This window comes from Paludisphaera mucosa (genome assembly GCF_029589435.1).
Lineage (GTDB): Bacteria > Planctomycetota > Planctomycetia > Isosphaerales > Isosphaeraceae > Paludisphaera > Paludisphaera mucosa.
In genome coordinates this window covers 872,781-889,896 of record NZ_JARRAG010000001.1, presented here as the reverse complement: position 1 = coordinate 889,896, position 17,116 = coordinate 872,781, and the positions used below count along the sequence as shown (strand labels likewise).

The window sequence follows — 17,116 nt, the reverse complement described above, 5'->3', positions numbered from 1 at the left end:
GTAACTTCCCCGAAAGGATACCAGGGCGCGCCGGCCGCGGGTATGCGAGATGAAGGCCATGCCCCCGCCAGGAGTCGAACCTGGTCTCCGACCTTCGCAAGGTCGTGTGCGATGTTCCGTCACACTCCGGGGACGTTTTTCTCGTCGATCGAGGCCGATGCGTCGCCGATGCCCTCGCCAGGAGTCGAACCTGGTCCGCGACCTTCGGAGGGTCGCTGCTATTGGCCTATTTACCAGGGACATCGTATGCTCGTCACTAAACCCTGACACTAAACCCCGTAACTCGCCCCCGCGGGTGAGGAAGACGACGAGCGATGGCGAGACCGAATTCACCTTGGTGGTGGGCGGACAGAGGCCGATGGGCGGCAACGATCGACGGCAAGAGACAGGCAGCCCCCAAGGAGATCGCACAGCGCGACGAGGCTGGGGCCTGGGCCTGGCTTTCGTCGCTCCAGGCGGCCGCGCGAAAGGATTCCGAGGCAGCGGCGGCCCCCCTCGCAGTCGCCGAAGTCTTCGAGAGCTATCTCGAGCACCTGGCTGAACGGGTCGCCCGAGGCGACTTCACAGAGGGTGCCTACGAGGTGACGGTCAACCACTTGACCACCGCCTGCAAGTTCGCGATCGGCGGCGTGAAGTTCGGAGCGATCCCGGCCGGCGAGCTCGGGAACAAACACCTCCAGGCGGTCCTGGACCAGTGGGCGAGGCGGCCCGGCCACTCTGCGGCCACCGTCAGTTCCAGCCACCTCGCGACTGCGTCGAGGCGAGTCATGACGGCCCTACGGTGGGCGGCCCGCGAGGGCCGGATCCCGGCCTTTCCACTCGAGGGCTTCAAGGCTCCGAAGGTCCAGAGACGCGACGTCGAAATCCTCACCCGAGGTCACGCCGCCGCCTGGCTTCGATGGCTGCACCGACGCTCGGGAGCCGAATCCGCCAGAAACTTCACACTGCTTCAACGGGTTCTCATCGAGACTGGAGCCAGGCCCTCGGAGGTCTTTGGGGCGACCTGGGGTGAAGTGACCTGGGTGGCAGGAACGACCCCGGTAGGGGCGTCCTATGGCCTGATAACGCGGTCCCGCTGGAAGAACGCGGCCAAGGGCGGCGGGCCCCGGCGGATCATCCTCACCGCCTCGATCCTCCGGCCTCTCCGCCGGCTCTACGAACGACTTCGGCCGGCTCGCGGCGAGCTCATCTTCCGAGCGGCCTCAGGCAACCCCTGGGACCAGAACGCGCTCGGCATGCGGACGCGTCGACTTCGACTGCAGGCGGCCGGGGCTGGCATCGAGATCCCCGTCGAGGGGACGGGTCGGCTCAGGAGCTACGCATGGCGGCACACGGCGGCCAGCCGATATCTCATGTGCGGCATCGACGTCGCGACCGTCGCCGAGCTCCTCGGAACCAGCGCGGACATGGTCACGAAGAATTACGCGCACCTGTCCATGGCCCACCTCGCCGCGGCCGCCGCGGCCGGGCGGAGAGGTCGTCGCTTATAGATTCCAGGTCCCCAGCCGGCCACGGGGGCCGAGGGCCCGGGTTGGGGCCTTCGGTGGGGAGAGGCCGGCGGGGGGCTTGAGATTCGCCAGTGCCCTCTCCCGGCCATCCTCCCATGCCGCGATCGCCTCGGGCCTGAAGCGGAGTGAGCCCCAATTGATGTAGCGCCGCCTCTTGTGCAACTCGATCGTGGGCACACCTTCGGACCTGATCATGGACCGGACCTGGCGCTGGCTCAGCCCCCATCTTGCGGCCAGGTCGCCGACAGTCAGCAGTTCGCCCATCGTCTTCATCCCCCACGAAGTCCGCCCCACGAAGCGCAGGGTCCATGCCCCATTTATCGAGGGGGGATTTGCGCTGCACCAATAGCAGTTCCGATGGTTTCCTCGCAGCATGGCTGGTTTTCGACCGGGAGATGATTAGAGCGGTTTCTCGTCGGGTGTATCGCTTGATCGGCGGGGCTGATATCCGCTATGGCGGAACCAGCCCAGCACGTCGGCGGGACGGACGGCCCGCAGGGCGTCGCCCATCGCCTCGATCAGGCCGCCGATCGTCCGGGCCTTGGCCGATCGGAGCCAGGCCTTGACCTTCGAGAACATCCGCTCGATCGGGTTGAGGTCGGGGCTGTACGGCGGCAGGAACCGCAGTTCGGCCCCGGCGGCGGCGATGAGACGGGCCGCCTCGGCCGTCTTGTGGCATGACAGGTTGTCGAGGATCACGACGTCTCCGGGCCTCAGCGTCGGCGCCAAGCATCGCTCGACGTAGGTCTCGAAGGCGGCCGAGTCTGTCGCCCCGTCGAACGCCAGGCAGGCCCCGACGCCCCCCAGCCGGACGGCCGCCGTGAGCGTGACGACCTTCCAGTGGCCGTGCGGGACCGGGCCGTCGACGCGCACGCCGCTGGGCGAGCGGCCGTGCGTCCGATCCATCGCCGTGCTCGAGCCCGTCTCGTCGACGAAGACCAGCCGGGTCGGGTCGAGCGTCGCGAACTCGTCGCGCCAGGCGGCACGCTCGGCCTTCAGCCCGGGGCGGTCCTGCTCGGCCGCCCGCCGCGACTTTTTTTGCGAGTGATCCCCAGGCGGACGAGCGCCCGGTGCACGGCCGAGCTGCAGCACGCCACGCCGGCGGCGCGGGCCAACTGCTGCAGCGTGGCGTCGTCGTCGGCCCGGACCGCCTCTCGGAGCCGCAGGGCGGCGTCGGCGTCGAAGGCCGGCGCCCGCCCGCCGCCGCGAGGCTTGGGGGCGATCGAGCCGGTCTCGCGACGCTGGCGGATCAGCTTGCGGATCCACGCGACGCTCACCGAGAAGCGGGCGGCGACCTGCTCGCGGGTGGCGTCGCCGGCGTCGCACGCCGCGACCACCCGCTCGCGGAGGTCGGTCGAGTAGGCTTTCATCCCGGGTGGCCCTCCATAGCCATCTTGGGATAACCGCGTCAACCGCCACAATCAACAGGAAACCGCTCTAAACGCGCGGCGAGTCCGCCCGCCACACTCGTCGGCGATCTCGATTTAGACGTCTCCGCGACGGGATCCACGTCGTGAGTCAGGTCGTCGTCGAGTTCCTTGCGCTAGCACCTAAGTTCACGAAGCTCCACTGGTACCGAGATCGGCTACGCCCCTGCCACAGTTCGTTTCGTCGTCAAGCCACATTGGCCCATTTTCACTACATGCGATGGCAATTCACAGCCAGGCATAACACGTAGATGCTGATCCTGAAGGTAGTTAAGCCCATTCAGCAATCCCTCGGCGGGTACCTTTCGCTTTGCACCAGGAAGTTCTTTCCGTGATTCCCAAGTATCAACCCCTGTCACCTCAGGAGGGACTTTCAACGAGATCTATCCATCGATCAAACGTACCCGCCCCGGCGGCGTTGAACTGATCGCAGGGCCTAACATGACGCGGCTGACGAGAGTGCCCCAGAGGTCGCGGCGCCAGAACGCCACGACCGTGAACTTGACGTCACGAACTATCAACTCTCGACCAACCCCGGAGCGTGGGGCTCGTTCGACCCAGCGGCCATCTCGACGATCACCGATTGTGACTCATCTAACGTGGGGCAAGCGGCGTTTATCCCGGGGGCTTCCTCTTCCTGAAGGCTCTGGCCCGGCGTGGCGAGCGGCGCAGGCAGCGCCAAGGTCCATCTCGTCGGCTTCGACCCTTCGCTGAAGACGCTCGCGCCGGCCCAATCTCCGCCCAACTTGGGTACGAGGTCGCGGGCCCTGTACAAGGCGTTGATCGACGAGTACTTGGCACGACCATCCTCATCTTCTCCCACGGCAGAGCCCAGGATGCCTGCGATGCCGGCGGCGTCGACAAGCTTGCTCAGTATGCTCCGGCGTTTCCGCTGAGCGAGGAGGTAGGTCACGAGCCACAAGGCGGCCTCCGGGCCGACGGCGGCGGGACGACCCTTGGGACGAGTGCCGTCGAAGGCACCCTCGGCGTCATCGCGGTCGACGACGCCCTCGATATTCAAGATCGAGAGGCGCTCGATGGCCCGCATCTCCGCGGGGGTATATCTGCCGCCGGGACTGACAGCGGCTTCTACGACGATGGACGCGATGCAATAGCCGAAGGATGCGATTCGGGGACCGTCGTTGCATTTGCCGTGGACGACGACGCCATGGCCGTCCGACCCGGGGGTCAAGGTCATGAGGAACAATCTTCTCGCGAGAGCGACCCACGCCGTGGATCCGCGAACCAGCCCTGCCAGGCTTCGGCGATCCTTGGCCTTGGCTTTCGCGAGGTGGACGATGCCGACGACCGCGGTGCCGTGGCGCTTCGCCATGGCGAGGAACGGGGCGATCGCCTGCGTGACCTCGTCGGCGTCGTTACTGCTAGCTCCCCCCGGAAGGTAATGCGTGATCGGGTCGATGATCAGGACGTCGGGCCTTGAGCGCGTGAGGATCTCGTTCCAGTAGTCGGTAGTCGCGAGCGATACGGGAATCTCGACCGGGTCGCCTTGGTCATTGAGATTCGTGATCGATGCGGAAGCGAAGACGATCCTCGAAAAGTCGGAACCGCAGGCGCGGAGCCGAGGCCTGAGCGAGGTTTTGACCTGGTCCTCGCCGCTGACGAGCAGGAAGCGCAAGGGCCGATCCACCCGGAATTCGTCGGTGACCCCCCGCCCAACCGAACCCAGGGCCGCGATCATCAAAGCGAACTGCGTCTTGCCGCAGCCGCCGTCGCCGGCCAGGAGCGTCAACTGGCCGGGGGTGGCGAAACGGTCGATCACGGGCTCGGCCTCCGAGTCGTCGTCCTCGCCGTCCCCCCATTTAAGCCCCAACTCGGAGTCGGTGCGTTCCTTCAGGGGCTTCTGCGCGAGCTTCTTTCCAGCCTTGGGCGTCGGCTTGTCCCCGGCCTTGGCGACGGCCTCTTCGGCCTTCGCCTCGATCGCCTGCTTCTTCTCGACGACGTCGAGCCATCCCGGTCGGCCCGCCACGCCCGGCGGGCACCCGGCGGGCTCATCTTCCGCCAGGGGGATGATCGCATCCCCTTCGCCACCGCCAAAGTTCGCGGGCGTCGCGGGCGACTCGCCGCAAATTTCATCCTCGGCGACGTCGCCTATGTTAAGATCGGACATCAGCTGGTGACCTCCATGACCCCCGGCCGCGTACCACCGCGCCGGGGGCCTTTCTTTGCGCCTCCTGCTCCCGGCGACCGCGCCGCCGGGCCGACGAATTCACCTCAGTGTCCATGGAGTCCAGTAGCGACGCTTGAACATCTTCTCGAGCCTCGTCTCCTTCGCGCGATCACCGCCGACGACCCGGTTCGCATCCTCGAGCTTGTGCGTCAACTCGTCCTTGCTCCATGGGGGACTGCAGTAGTCGTCGTTGAAGATCTGGAGCAGCTCCCGCTGTTCCTCCTCGTCCTCGACGCCCCCGGACACGATCGAACAGGCGGCGCGGAACGTCGCGTCGTGACCTCCCCGGCCGCTGATGGCCGGGCCGATCTGCTCGAAGTCGTGGATGATGGTCCCGCGGCGGAACGCGTGCCACGCGTCGGTTTCGTCTTCCTCCACGTCTTCGTCATCCTCGACCGCCCGCAGCGCGCGGCGAGCCGCGCGCGCGGCGAACCAGGCCTGACGGACCGCCTCGGCCTCGTCGACTCGCCCGAAAGCGAGTGTGGCGAGGATATTGAGCGCGTGCTCCGGCAGCCGGGCGACGACCGTCGTTGGGAAGACCCAGACGCGCTCGACCCCGTCGGTCTCGCTCGGCGGGACCATGGCCGAAGTCGCCTTGCGTACGCCGTCCGGCTTGAAGCCGCCGAAGATCGCGTCGAGGCCGGGAAATCCCGGCACCGAGTGCGACTTCAGCTCGGCGTGGAAGGCTCGTCCGAACTTGTCGGGGACCGAGACCAGGGTGTGGAGCCCGCGGCGAGACTCCCATCTCGGCGCCTCGCCGACGCCCGCCAAGAATCGCGCGAGGCTCTCTTCGGCCAAGGCGCGGCTGGGCCCCCATGGGTCGTCCTTCGCCGCGTCGGCCTCGAGGTGGACCAGCCAGGAGCCGTCGGGGGCCATGCCGGGCCCGGTGACGACCATCAAGTTCGAGTCCCGCCGATGAGCCAAGGCGTCGCGGACGCCGACCTCGGTCGAGAGCGGGTCGAGGTGCCACCTCTTGAACTGGGGCTTACGACCGTCGCCTTCGAGAGAATCCGTCAGCGCCAGCTTGAACCCCGCCGAGACCAACCGGAGGGCCTCGTCGAGAATCCTCTGCCTCCTCCCGCGCATCCGCTCCACCCTGTCTTCGAGGATCGAGATGGAGTCGCACGGCGGGAACCCTGGCGTGTGTACGGGGTGGACGAGGAGGCGGCCGCGCCGGACGGGTTCGGGCGGGCCCGTGTTCTGAAGCTCATCCATGGTTCTGACCCTCCCCAGCGCCGGGAAGCGACGCCACGGCGTTGTACAAGAGGTCCCGGAAGATCTGCGTCGCGCTAGCGCCGCCCGGGTATCGATGTCGGGTCCAGCGGTCGAGCACGGCGACGTCCTTGGGAGTCAGGACGACAGGACGTTGCTTGTTGCCGCGCCGCGCGGCGGGCTTGGTGTTCTGATCTGGCATTTCGTCCTCATGGTGAGTAAGTCGTGGTCACTGAAGACTGCTCCCTCAGTCTGCGCGAGAGGTCGAAAACGGCTCGTTCCTGCTCGGCGCTTTTTCGCAGGCGCGACGGTCCGGACCGCCGAACGAGCGGACGGAAGGCCGGCCGGAGTCTGGACGCGAGACAGCCTAAGCTGCGAGGCTCCGAGCCTCCGAGGAGGAAAAGGGGGCGGCCGCGACGCGCCAGGAAGTGACGGCAGCGCCGATCCGGCTCGTTCCCCGATGAGCTTGAGGGGTCAAGCGGCAGGTCGCCGAGTCGAAGCGTCTGGAGAAAGCGCCGATCCGGCTCGTTCCCCGATGAGCTTGAGAGGGGGGCCGCCGCGGCATGCAAGAGGAAGGGATGGCTGCGCAAATCCGACCCACCTGCCGAAGACCCTGGAAGAGGGGCCGTGGCTCACGACGAAGCGACGGCTGCGCAAATCCGGCCCAGCTGCCGAAGACCCTGGAAGAGGGGCCGTGGCTCACGACGAAGCGACGGCTGCGCAAATCCGGCCCAAGTCCCGGTGATCTTAAATCACCAGACCCGCTTACACGAAGCTCTTCGGTGAATCCGACTTGTAAGTCTCGACCTCACATTCCTTTGCACTACTTTCACCGATGTGCGAGCCATTCGGTGAATCCTCCCCGGAAGTCTCGGCGCCCTGAAGTTGGCCCGGGCCGAACGACCTTGGGCAGAGGCGTCCCTCCCACCGTTCTACAGGATGGGACGGCTTCTTCCTCGGCTCACGGGACGGATGGTCGCGGTGTGCCGCCGTCCCGTTTCACCGAAGTCACCGTCCTCGGTGTGATTGACGTAACCCCAGGGGACACGCCGTTTAGGAGCTTGGTTTCACCGAACCGCTCTTAGCACGAGGGCTCGAGAAAACCGCGAAGACACGGCTCTCGCTTCGTCGGTATGGCATCCACGCCGACTATGATCGCTTTCGAGGGCTCAGGTCCGTCGGAACACTTCGCGGACTTGGGCCTCCTGCCCCCCCCGCTCTCTGACGACGAACTCGCGCAAGCGCGCTGATTCGCTCAGCACGAATGGTTGTCGGCCCTGCTCGGAGGGGCCTGAATCGTCGAGCCGTTGATCAAGAACTACACCTCCAAGCCCTGCGTTCGCCTTGGCGTCGGACACCGAACATCCGATCGGCGAAGGGGTCCGCCACTGGTCGTGCCGAGTTACATGCTTCCGTCCTTGAGCCGCAGGGAAGCCCCGGGCGTCCCTGCTAACCCTATCAAAGGCGATTGGGCTGGATTGTCCACCTTCGATGCGATTCATCGTGCTCACCTCAAAGCACTTGCGACGGCTTATCGCCCTGGAGGACGCTTCGCTCTCGCTCCGGTGCTTTGTGGCAAATCTCAGCCGTATCAAGGGCGTCAACCCTTCCCCGCGTTGACCAGGCTCGTCAACAGGTCACAAGAGTTCCGGGCTGCATCTGACTCGCGCAGCCGCAGACCTTGGCCGTCACGGCCGCCCGCTCGATCAGCGGCCCCAGGCTCTGCCGCGTCGAGCTGGCCAGCAGCCGGATCGGCCGCTGGTCGGCGGGCCGGCCTGAGGCCACCTTGGGCGTGGCCGACTCGGGGTCGGGGGCCGCGGCCGAGGGCTTGACGGGGGGGATGTAATCCGCGGGGGGGTGTTTCCGGGGCATGGGACCTCCTCGGTGAAAGATGGGAATCAGCATCTCGGGACGGCCGACCCCCGGAGGAGGGGTCGCGGCCGCGGCGATAGCCACCCTAAGCGGCCCGGGCGTCACGGCCCGGCCCGGCGGCCGCCCCCCAGGTCGGTCCGGGGGACGACCCCGCCCCGGAACTCCCCGAACGAGGCGATCAGGTGGCGTTCGCGGGCGTCGCGGCGCTTGCGGCCCTTCTCGCGCGGCGGCGGCCGCTCCGCGGGCGGCTCGACCGGGACCCGCCGCAGGTCCAGGAGCAGCCGCAGCGCCCCGTCCAGCCGGGCCGCCAGGACGCGGTCGGCCGGCACGGCCATGAGGATCTCGGCCGGGTAGCGGTACAGGTTGGCGACCGCGTTCATGGTCCGCCCCAGGCCGGGCCGCTCGTAGCGGACGACCTTGACCTCCGGCCAGCGGGGGTCGGCCTTGAACGGCCCCAGCTCGACGCCCGGCTCGACGACGAGAAGTTGGCGGACCGCGGCCGCCATCATGAGCTTCGTCCCCCCGTGGATCAGCCTGGGGAAGAGCGTCATGACCTCCTGGCCCGCCACGATCGGCCGGTTCCGCAGCTCGACCACCCGGGAGGGGATGGCGAGGGCGTCGCGGTAGTTCTTGCCCTCGATCCGCTCGGTCAGCAACCGGGCCGGCCCGACCGTGAGGACGAAGATCCGCGTCGTCGCCACCAGGTCGAAGGGGCAGTCGGGCTCGCGCAGCAGCGACCCTTCGAGCCGGGGGTGCAGCAGGTCGGCGATCCGGTCCCAGCCCCGGCCCGCGGACCGGGCCCAGCAGAAGGGGCAGAGCGCGGGCAACGCGCAGCGGATCCGCTTCGCGAGCGGTGGCAGCATCGGCGAGCCGCAGCCGGCGATGCACCGCATCCGCCGGCCGACGTGGTAGTCCAGGCCCCGGATCTTCCTGGCGTCGGGGGCGTTCTCCTCGGCGTACGCCCGCAACATGGGCGCATGGTCGAAGGCGAACCGCATCCAGGCCCCGCGCAGGACCGAGTGGCCCTCGCGGGTCGCGGCGCGGCGGGATCCCACCAGGGGCCGGACCACGGCCCGGCACATCACGGCCCGTCGGGGCCCCCGGGGGGTCGATCCGGAGCCCTCCGCGGCGCTCACGAGGGCCCTCCCGGGCCGGATCCGGGATCGGATATGAAAGCAGGGAGACGACACGCCCGAGCTGGGATTTTACGACCCGCCTTCTTCGTCATACCAGGCTTCTCCAGAGTGCCCATCATGTTGGCTCCTGACGATTCGACGCCAGTAATGGTGTCGCCCTCGTCGCATATGGGATTAACTACGTTAATCCCCCCTCAGCGGGGTCCCCGGCCTCACGGCCGGGACCCCCCTGGGGAATGGGAGAAATACCGAGACTCGATGGAGCCTCGGAGGGACCAGGGCGGACCTGATGGTCGGTCCGGGTCCGCGCCCAGGAAAGACCAGGATCCGGAGAATCCCCCCGGGGAACGCCGGACGATCCCCCCGGGGAACGCCGGAGGATTTGCGTGGCCTCGCGGGGAACGCCGGACGATTTGGCGAGCCTCGCGCGCGGGGAACGCCAGACGATTTGGCGAGCCGCGCGCGGGGAACGCCGGACGATTCCCCCGGGGGAACGCCGGATGAACCGCGAGGCGGGTCGCGGCGCTCGGACGAGCCCCGCGAGAAGGGGAGAGGGCGGGTCGGCGAGGATCGCCGGCGCTCGCGTTAGAGGAGAGGGCGGGTCGGCCGCGCCTACCGGGGCGTACGGTCGACGTGATTCGCTTCGAGCGCCCCCTCCAGGACGTCCGTCACGGTGTGCTGCAGGTCCCACCACACCTCGGCCCGTCCCGATCCCAGGGGGACCCGGAGCTGGACGTCCGGATCCGACTCCCGGCAGGCGGCCTCCAGCGCGCGCTGGACCCGAGCCTTGACCATGCCCGTCGGATGCAACGCGCGGAACCGGTCGTGGATCCGGTCCACCAGCCGGCCCGTCGGGTCGAACTTGCAGATCATCGTCCTACCTTTCTGGGCGGCGGAAACGGGTCGAGCAGGTCCTTCAGGAGCGGCGTGACGTCGACCGCCGCCAGGGGCAGCTCCTCGTACCGGCCGCCGAGGGCGTGCACCCGGACCAGGAGCCGCACCGGCATGTCGCGGCAGGCCGCCTCGATGACGTCGTGGAAGACGACCTGGGGGCGACGGGCCGGATGCGCGACGGACCCCTGCCAGCTGATGTCCTCGGCCAGGGTCCCGGGGTGATCGCTGCGGGCCACTAGAGACCTCCTTTCCGGCGTGACAGGGGTCGCACCGACAGCATGACGTCCACGGCCAGGTAGGCGTCGTGGGCCGGTCCGACCAGCTCCCGGTCCCGCGGCTCGCGGTCGAAGGCCCGGTCGGCGATCGGCGAGTCGAGGCAGGCGGCCCGCAACCGCTCGCGGAGCTTCTTGCGGACGTCTCGGGTCTTCTGGCCGGCGCTGACGGCCGCCGCGTAGGCCGCCTGGGCGGCGACGGCGACGGGGTCAACGTGCGTCTTCATCGTGATCTCCTTTCCGAGCCGCCCCACCGCGGCAGGATGGGCCGGTCCAGGAACATGGATTCGCACGCCTGCTGCGGGCCCATGACCGCGCCGGCCAGCTCCCGGAACCGGTGCGACTCGTTGAACACGCGGTCGACGAACGGCGAGCCCTTCAGGGCGGCCTGGATTCGGGCCTCGACGTCCCACCGCGGGCCGACGCTGCGGGGCTTGGCCGGGTCGTCGTAGGCGCAGTCGCGGGCGATCTCGTCGGCGGTTCGCATCGGGTCACCTCGTTCCCAGCGGGGGGGACAACGTCAGCATCTCGTCCACGGGCCGCCACGTCTCCAGGTTCGAGGCCCGGCACTCGGCGTAGCGGTCCAGCTCCAGGGACCACCCCAGCCGGGCCCGGGCCTCGGCGGCGAGGGACTCGGCGAGCACCAGCTGCAGCCAGCGCTTGGGGCGGTCGCAGGCGTCCAGGGCGTTGCGGGCGCCGGCGGCGTCCCGGGCCAGGATCTTCGCTCGGCTCATCGTCTTCACGGTCAAAGCCTCCCCCACAGGGGGCTCAGGTAGAGGGCGCCGTCGACGCAGCGCCACGTCTCGAACGTCGTCGCGTTGCACTCGTGGTACCGCGTCTCCTCGTCGGCCACGAGCAGCCGCTCGGCCGTCGTCATGCCCTCGCAGGCCTCGCGGACCGCGAGGCGGAAGCGGTTCCGGATGACCTGCCCCCGGGCCATGGCGTTCGCCTCCCGGCCGATCCGCTCGGCCAGGAGCTTGACGTCGCGATTCCTCATCAGCGGTCCTTTCGCGGGAGTACGGGTTCGAGCCGGAACGCCAGGTTGAGCACCTGCTTGATCCCCATGATCGAGGCCTCCAGGTCCAGGAACCGGGGGCCGGTGTCGAAGGCCCGGTCGCGGGCCGGGTTGTCGCGGCAGGCGTCGAAGATCGCATTCCTCAGCCGAGCCCGCGTCCTGTGCGTCACCTCCCGGGCGATGGCGTCCTCGCTGATCCAGCGGGCCAGGTCGTCCGCCTTATCTCGCAGCATGGTCGTCCTCCAACCGTCGCTTCCACCGGGCCGCGGCCCGGACCGCGTCGAACATCGAGCGGGGGGCCGGTCGCCCCCTCGCGGCCTGCCATTCCATGGCGTCGTAGGCCGCCGCCTCCCAGGGCCCGTAGAGGGTCTTGCGGACGGCGACCTTCATGGCGGACAGGGGCTCGTTCGCCCGCACCGCGGCGTTGGCGGCGTGCCAGGCCGGGTCGAACTTGCGGATCTCCTCGGTGAGCGTCACGTGTTCCCCCCGGCGTTGGTGAAGGTCTTGCCGCAGATCGCGGCGTAATAGGCGTTCTCGTGGGCGTCGCGGTACGGCTGCCAGGGGCCCCAGATCGCGCCCGCGAGGTCCAGGAGCTGCTGATGGCCGTCCGCCGTCAGGACCCGCACCAGGGCCCTCTCCAGCTCCCAGGGCAGGCCGTCGGTCGCCCGGAGCGGCGACCGTAGTACGTCGTGGTCGCGCATCTCCTCCCGCCCGACCCCCCTGGCGATGGCCCGCATCAATCGGCCGTCGATGGGCATGCGCCCTCCTCTCGCGGGATGGGTTCCCACAGCACGTTCATCACGGCGACGAGCGCCTCGTCGCACGACTTGACCTGGGGCCACACCCCCCGCATGTGCTCGCGGTTGAGCAGGCCGACTCGTTTCACGTCCCGGGCCGCCACCGTGCGCGCGACGGCCCGGGCCAGGTCGCGCTCGACCCGGCGCGTGGCCGCCCGGACCTGGGGCCGGAACAGGAAGCCCCCGGGCACGGCGGCCCCGGAGTGGATCGCCCGCAGCAGGTCGCCGGGGACGATCACGGCCCGGGCCGCCGGGGTCGCGGCACCTCGGTCGCGTCGGCGATCGCGTCGTCCAGCGCCTCGACGGCCGGGTCCCAGCGCCGGCCCGCCCCCCGCTCGACGCGCCGGAGCACGTCGCCGTCGCGGTGCGACAACGCCCGGGGCGCGGCCTTCTCCACGGCGCTCATCAGCCGCCGCGTCTCCACGGCGGCGAGCCGTCGGTCGCCGCAGAACACCCCCACGGAAGTCCCGCTGGCGATGGCCAGCATCAATTCGCCGTCGATCTTCAAGGTCGTCCCCCGTTTCTTCTCGCGGTTGCGTCCCGGACGTCGAAGGTCGCCGGGACGGGCGGCGTTTGCAAGCGCCGCGCATGCAAACGCCCGACCGAGGGGCCGGGCGTAGGCGGGGATCCGGGTCGACGGCCGGCGTCAGCGGCCGCCCAGGTTGTCGGCCGTCGTGCCGTTGGGGTTGGTCGCCCTGTAGCCGCTGACGCGGGTGCCGTCGCGGCGGGTGTAGGAGCTTGTCTGGTGCTGGTTGGGGTTCACGCCGTAGCCGCCGAAGCCCCCGCCGATGTTGACCGGCCGCGGCCCGCCGAAGCCGAAGGCCGAGGGCGGGGCGAAGCCGTAGGCGTTGGGGTTGGCGAAGAACGCCTCCGAGCCCGCGAAGACGCCGATGTAGGGCTGGGGGGCGTACCGCCGCTTCCGGACCCGGGCGGGGGGCACGAAGTCCTTGGTGTACATCCGGGGCGTCGTCGCCCCCGGGGACGACGACGCGTAGCTCGGGGGATCGTCCCCCTCGGCCGCGGCCGCGGCCGGGGCTGGGGCGGCGGGCCGGTCCGGGGCCGCGGCGACGGGCACCACCGGGCCCAGGGCCCACACGCCGTGCCGCGCGGCCCGGGCCTTCCGCTCCTGGGCCGTGTAGTCGACCAGGTCGGTCGTGGTGAAGAAGCCCACCCCGGCCGACACGGCCCACTCGTTCCAGCAGAGGCCGTCGGCCCGGTAGAGCACGACCAGGGGCCGGCCCGTCGAGGTCTCGCCCACCCGCTCCATCTTCGCGGCCGTCCCGGGGGGCAGGTGTTTGGCCAGGTGGATCTTGTCCTCGGCCCCCACCAGGAAGCGGGGCTTCCTGGCGTCGATCGTGTCGGGCATCCCCAGGCCGACCAGGTCGACGAGCAGGCCCTTCTCCACGGCGGCGTCGACGATGATCGTGTTGCCGTCGAGGACCAGCTTGACGGTCACGTCCTCGCGTTCCGCGAATCCGAGCAACGCGGCGGCGAGCATCCAGTACATGGCTACCCCTTCGTAGCGGTTCCCTCTTCCCCCCGCCCGCCCCGCCCGGATACGCTCCAGGTTCGGATCGGGCGGCGTTGGCCGAGCGGCCAGGCGGCCGGCCTTCAATCCGTGCACAGGTGGGTTCGACTCCCGCACGCCGCAGTCCCCGTCCCGTGAAACACAGGAATCAACCGGAGGCCCCCGCGATGTTGTGAATCCCCCCCCACCCGACCGGCTGAACCCGTCCGCCACGTCTACGTCCTGGTCCGCGCCGACCTGCCCCCCGCCCATCGGGCCGTGCAGGCCGTCCACGCGGCCGTCGAGGCCGCCCGTCACGGGCTGATCCCGCCCGACGGCGTCGCCCCCCACCTCGTCCTCCTGGAGACCCCCGACGAGCCTTCGCTCCTGCGGGCCTCCGGACTCCTCGACGCCGCCGGCGTCGCGCACCGCACGTTCGTCGAGCCCGACCTGGACGGCCGGGCCACGGCCCTCCCAGCGCGAGGTGCGTCGGCCACCTCGGGTCGCCCCGCGTCAAGGTCTGCATATGCATCAGGCACGAGCACGCTACATTGGCTGCGTTTTCTTCGCCAGCAACATCGCCCAAGCGGCTCGCGGCCGCCAGGCCGTCCCATAAAAGTAAGGGCGGGCCAGGCTGATCGAATCTTCCTACCAAGTTCGTGGAGGGCATGGCGTCAGCCGGGGCGATCTCCGCTTCGACGTCGAGGCAGGCGTCGCACGAGAGCTTGGGCCCGCCTCTCAGGATCGCGACTGAGATCGTCTGCCAGACGTCGCAGACCCGGCACTTTTCGCGGCCGATCACCCGCAGCCGGTCGAAGAGACATCCCCGGGTCGAAGCCGAACATCCCCCGGCGACGTGGTAGACGTTCGACGACCAGCCGTCGAACGCGTCGTCCACTTCGGCGACCTGGACGGCGGTGAGCTTGCGGGCCTTCATGCCGGGAGTCCTCCTTGAGGTACGGGGTCAGAGGGGACGGGGCTCGGCCAGGCTGCGGAGGCTGCCGGCGATCGAACAGACGGCCAGGTCGGCGCAGATGAGCGCGACCATGAGCAGCCAGGAGAGCCAGCCGAAGGCGTGAATTTCCTTGGAGAAGGCGACCCAGCCGAGCAAGAAGAGGAAGAACGCGGCCCAGCGGATGCACGACGACAGGGACCCGAAGGCGTCCGCAAGGTCGCCGAGGCCTCCCCGCGGCCGGGGGCGGGGCCGTTCCTTCGCGGCCGCCGGCGACGCAACGGCGGCGTGCCGGCGGGGGGCGACGGGAGGCGGGGCCGTCCGGGGGCCCGGGGGGGCGTCGACGGCCGGGGTGACGCCAGGCCGAGCCGGCTCGTCCTGATCCAGGACGAAGTCGCCGCCGTGATCGTAATTCGGCCGAGCCGCTGCGGCCGCGGGGACGATCGGGATGAGCAGGACGAGCGCGTCGCACTTCGGACAGCGGGCGTTGCCCCCCCTGCCACTGTCGTCGTGGATCTTGAGCACGGAGCCGCAGGTCTCGCAGCGGACTTTGAACATCGAGGGCGCCCTTCAAGGTTGGTTGTTAAACGTCGCCGTGGTCGCGTGGGGCGTCCCGTCGATGAAGACCATCGCCGGCGAGTCGCCCGGCGCCGCGAGCGCCCGCCACGTGATGCTGGCGACGAAGTCGGTCCCCGGCTCCCCGCGGCCCGAGCCGTCCAGGGCGATCCCCGACGCCCCGGCCACGCCCTGCGGCAGCCTGCCGTCGACCGCGAGCGTGTACGTCCGGTGCAGGTCCAGCCGCTGCGAGGGCGTCAGCGTGACGGCGTACGTCGTCGGGTCGTACACGGCCCGGGCGATCGGGACGACGCGTCCGCCGCCGTCGGCGACACGGTATTTGGCGGGATTCTGGGCCGAGGCGGCGTCGAGGGCCCCGTCGAACGAGAGCACGATCGTCGTGGCCGAGTAGTGGACCCCGTACCGGCTCAGGCCCGACCACGCGCGGCCCCGACGAGGCGGGGACGATCGAGCCCGCGCTGCCCCGAGGACGTCCCGTCGGCCGACGTGTAGACGGCCCGCAGCGTGCTGTCGCCGAGCGGCAGGGCCCCGACGTTCAGGCTGGCCGAGCCGTTCACGACGGGCGCGGTCCCGAGGAGGGTCGCTCCGTTGTAGAACGACACAGCGCCGTCGAGGGGCGCGTCGCCCGGCGTGGTGGCGACGACCGCGGCGGTGAGGACGGTCGACCCGTCGGACGACGTCGCCGCCCCGAGGGACGTGCTCGTCCCCGCCGGGTCGACCAGCACCGAGACCGGCACGAGGGACGTCACGGGAGCGTAGTTGGCGTCGCCGCCGTACACGGCCCGGACGACGTGCCCGCCCACGGCGAGCCGGGCGCCCGGCAGGACCGCCTGGCCGCGGATCGTCGGCGGGGCCGAGGCCGCCAGGCCCGAGGATCCCGGCCCGGCCAGCGGTGCGGAGCCGAGGTATACGTCGCCGTCGTAGAAGGCGACGGTCCCGGTCATCGCCGAGCCCGCCGAGACGGCCGAGAATGTCGCGGTGAGGGTCACGGTCTCGCCGTAGTAGACCTGCGGGTCGGAAGAGACGATCGCCCCGCCGGACGTGTCGTTCCTGGCCAAATCGATCGCGATCGGCGCGGAGGCCAGGGCCAGGAAGTAGGCGTCGCCGGCGTAGATCGCCGTGATCGCGTGCGAACCGACCGTGAGGGTCCCCATGGTGAAGACGGCCGCGCCTCCGGCGTCCAGTTGGGCCGTGCCCACCAGCACGCCGCCGTCGTAGAATCCGACCAGGCCGCCGGGCGTCAGGCCGGACCGGGAGGCGACCGCGAGCGTGAAGGTCGTGAGCTCGCCGTAAGTCGCGGCGGAGGGGGTCGCGGCCAGCTGGGCGGTCGAGACGAAGTCTGAGTGAGTCCTCGTAGTCGTCCGCGCGTTATGGTCACGAAGGGCGGTCTTGGGGCGGCATCCACAGAGGATGAGGCTGCTTGATGCCGGTGTCAGCCAGGTCCATGGTCACGACTCCCGATCGGACCCGACTTCCGAAAGGGAGCTGCGTGCGTGCGGTCCTGGAACGACTCGTCGGGAAGACGGCCGATCGGGCCATAAAAGATGGGGGCCTGATTACGCGCCTGGCCGCGGAGCGCGGGGCGGGACGCGATGCCCTTATTCTCTCGAATCCACATCGCTCGGCGAGAATTCCTCAAGTCAGTCCGTGGATGTTCCGAAGCGATGGTGGGGCGATCTGGCTTCAGCCGCCTCCATTTCGCTGGCGAGGTCGGCAAAGGACGGCCGGTCTCCATGGGGATGTTCGATCCCGATCGGAGC

Annotated in this window: 23 protein-coding genes and 2 tRNA genes; 1 reads left to right on the top strand and 24 read right to left on the bottom strand. The window is 69.6% G+C overall.

What is annotated here, in order from left to right; translation table 11 throughout:
* Nucleotides 1-59: 59 nt before the first annotated feature.
* Nucleotides 60-134 (bottom strand) — tRNA-Arg (locus PZE19_RS03745).
* A 35-nt stretch (nucleotides 135-169) separates the two neighbouring features.
* Nucleotides 170-239: transfer RNA gene (locus tag PZE19_RS03740), tRNA-Ser, on the bottom strand.
* A 75-nt stretch (nucleotides 240-314) separates the two neighbouring features.
* On the opposite strand from PZE19_RS03740, the gene PZE19_RS03735 reads away from it, so the two are divergent.
* Nucleotides 315-1,490, top strand: a complete 1,176-nt coding sequence (locus PZE19_RS03735; protein ID WP_277859229.1) for a tyrosine-type recombinase/integrase — start codon at nucleotides 315-317, stop codon at nucleotides 1,488-1,490.
* A gap of 417 nt (nucleotides 1,491-1,907) precedes the next feature.
* Here PZE19_RS03735 and PZE19_RS03730 read toward each other — a convergent pair whose 3' ends face one another.
* The 22 genes from PZE19_RS03730 to PZE19_RS03625 all read right to left on the bottom strand — a co-directional run bounded on the left by PZE19_RS03730 (nucleotide 1,908) and on the right by PZE19_RS03625 (nucleotide 16,675).
* Entirely contained in the window at nucleotides 1,908-2,600 is a 693-nt protein-coding gene (locus PZE19_RS03730) for an IS630 family transposase (protein WP_277858790.1), read from the bottom strand.
* On the bottom strand, nucleotides 2,504-2,878 hold the full coding sequence (locus tag PZE19_RS03725) for an IS630 transposase-related protein (protein ID WP_277858791.1): 375 nt from the start codon (nucleotides 2,876-2,878) through the stop codon (nucleotides 2,504-2,506). Before PZE19_RS03725 ends, PZE19_RS03730 begins: the two co-directional genes overlap by 97 nt.
* 574 nt (nucleotides 2,879-3,452) lie before the next feature.
* Nucleotides 3,453-5,063, bottom strand: a complete 1,611-nt coding sequence (locus PZE19_RS03720; RefSeq protein ID WP_277859228.1) for an AAA family ATPase — start codon at nucleotides 5,061-5,063, stop codon at nucleotides 3,453-3,455.
* Between the two features lie 99 nt (nucleotides 5,064-5,162).
* Complete coding sequence (locus PZE19_RS03715) at nucleotides 5,163-6,338, bottom strand: bifunctional DNA primase/polymerase (protein WP_277859227.1); 1,176 nt, start codon at nucleotides 6,336-6,338, stop codon at nucleotides 5,163-5,165.
* A complete protein-coding gene (locus PZE19_RS03710; RefSeq protein WP_277859226.1) occupies nucleotides 6,331-6,537 on the bottom strand; it encodes a hypothetical protein in 207 nt (68 codons plus the stop codon). Before PZE19_RS03710 ends, PZE19_RS03715 begins: the two co-directional genes overlap by 8 nt.
* Before the next feature lie 1,427 nt (nucleotides 6,538-7,964).
* Nucleotides 7,965-8,207 carry a hypothetical protein gene (locus PZE19_RS03705; RefSeq protein WP_277859225.1) on the bottom strand — a complete coding sequence of 81 codons (243 nt, stop codon included), beginning with the start codon at nucleotides 8,205-8,207 and terminating at the stop codon, nucleotides 7,965-7,967.
* A gap of 101 nt (nucleotides 8,208-8,308) precedes the next feature.
* Nucleotides 8,309-9,343 carry a hypothetical protein gene (locus tag PZE19_RS03700; RefSeq protein ID WP_277859224.1) on the bottom strand — a complete coding sequence of 345 codons (1,035 nt, stop codon included), beginning with the start codon at nucleotides 9,341-9,343 and terminating at the stop codon, nucleotides 8,309-8,311.
* Nucleotides 9,344-9,955: 612 nt separating this feature from the next.
* A complete protein-coding gene (locus tag PZE19_RS03695) occupies nucleotides 9,956-10,216 on the bottom strand; it encodes a hypothetical protein (protein WP_277859223.1) in 261 nt (86 codons plus the stop codon).
* Nucleotides 10,213-10,473: a hypothetical protein gene (locus tag PZE19_RS03690; protein WP_277859222.1), complete on the bottom strand. Its 261-nt coding sequence runs from the start codon at nucleotides 10,471-10,473 to the stop codon at nucleotides 10,213-10,215. The genes PZE19_RS03695 and PZE19_RS03690 overlap by 4 nt, the downstream gene beginning before the upstream one ends.
* The gene (locus PZE19_RS03685) at nucleotides 10,473-10,736 is read right to left on the bottom strand and encodes a hypothetical protein (RefSeq protein ID WP_277859221.1); all 264 of its coding nucleotides are present in this window, start codon (nucleotides 10,734-10,736) and stop codon (nucleotides 10,473-10,475) included. The genes PZE19_RS03690 and PZE19_RS03685 overlap by 1 nt, the downstream gene beginning before the upstream one ends.
* Complete coding sequence (locus PZE19_RS03680) at nucleotides 10,733-10,996, bottom strand: hypothetical protein (RefSeq protein WP_277859220.1); 264 nt, start codon at nucleotides 10,994-10,996, stop codon at nucleotides 10,733-10,735. The genes PZE19_RS03685 and PZE19_RS03680 overlap by 4 nt, the downstream gene beginning before the upstream one ends.
* 4 nt (nucleotides 10,997-11,000) lie before the next feature.
* Nucleotides 11,001-11,252: a hypothetical protein gene (locus tag PZE19_RS03675; protein WP_277859219.1), complete on the bottom strand. Its 252-nt coding sequence runs from the start codon at nucleotides 11,250-11,252 to the stop codon at nucleotides 11,001-11,003.
* Between the two features lie 2 nt (nucleotides 11,253-11,254).
* Nucleotides 11,255-11,506, bottom strand: a complete 252-nt coding sequence (locus PZE19_RS03670; protein ID WP_277859218.1) for a hypothetical protein — start codon at nucleotides 11,504-11,506, stop codon at nucleotides 11,255-11,257.
* On the bottom strand, nucleotides 11,506-11,757 hold the full coding sequence (locus PZE19_RS03665) for a hypothetical protein (RefSeq protein ID WP_277859217.1): 252 nt from the start codon (nucleotides 11,755-11,757) through the stop codon (nucleotides 11,506-11,508). Before PZE19_RS03665 ends, PZE19_RS03670 begins: the two co-directional genes overlap by 1 nt.
* Nucleotides 11,744-12,001: a hypothetical protein gene (locus PZE19_RS03660; protein ID WP_277859216.1), complete on the bottom strand. Its 258-nt coding sequence runs from the start codon at nucleotides 11,999-12,001 to the stop codon at nucleotides 11,744-11,746. Before PZE19_RS03660 ends, PZE19_RS03665 begins: the two co-directional genes overlap by 14 nt.
* The gene (locus PZE19_RS03655) at nucleotides 11,998-12,282 is read right to left on the bottom strand and encodes a hypothetical protein (protein WP_277859215.1); all 285 of its coding nucleotides are present in this window, start codon (nucleotides 12,280-12,282) and stop codon (nucleotides 11,998-12,000) included. Before PZE19_RS03655 ends, PZE19_RS03660 begins: the two co-directional genes overlap by 4 nt.
* Entirely contained in the window at nucleotides 12,261-12,560 is a 300-nt protein-coding gene (locus tag PZE19_RS03650) for a hypothetical protein (RefSeq protein ID WP_277859214.1), read from the bottom strand. The genes PZE19_RS03655 and PZE19_RS03650 overlap by 22 nt, the downstream gene beginning before the upstream one ends.
* Entirely contained in the window at nucleotides 12,557-12,829 is a 273-nt protein-coding gene (locus PZE19_RS03645) for a hypothetical protein (RefSeq protein WP_277859213.1), read from the bottom strand. The genes PZE19_RS03650 and PZE19_RS03645 overlap by 4 nt, the downstream gene beginning before the upstream one ends.
* 138 nt (nucleotides 12,830-12,967) lie before the next feature.
* Nucleotides 12,968-13,828: a thermonuclease family protein gene (locus PZE19_RS03640; RefSeq protein WP_277859212.1), complete on the bottom strand. Its 861-nt coding sequence runs from the start codon at nucleotides 13,826-13,828 to the stop codon at nucleotides 12,968-12,970.
* Between the two features lie 964 nt (nucleotides 13,829-14,792).
* On the bottom strand, nucleotides 14,793-15,338 hold the full coding sequence (locus tag PZE19_RS03635) for a hypothetical protein (protein ID WP_277859211.1): 546 nt from the start codon (nucleotides 15,336-15,338) through the stop codon (nucleotides 14,793-14,795).
* A gap of 12 nt (nucleotides 15,339-15,350) precedes the next feature.
* Entirely contained in the window at nucleotides 15,351-15,728 is a 378-nt protein-coding gene (locus PZE19_RS03630; RefSeq protein ID WP_277859210.1) for an Ig-like domain-containing domain, read from the bottom strand.
* A gap of 35 nt (nucleotides 15,729-15,763) precedes the next feature.
* A complete protein-coding gene (locus PZE19_RS03625; RefSeq protein ID WP_277860341.1) occupies nucleotides 15,764-16,675 on the bottom strand; it encodes an Ig-like domain-containing protein in 912 nt (303 codons plus the stop codon).
* Nucleotides 16,676-17,116 lie beyond the last annotated feature (441 nt).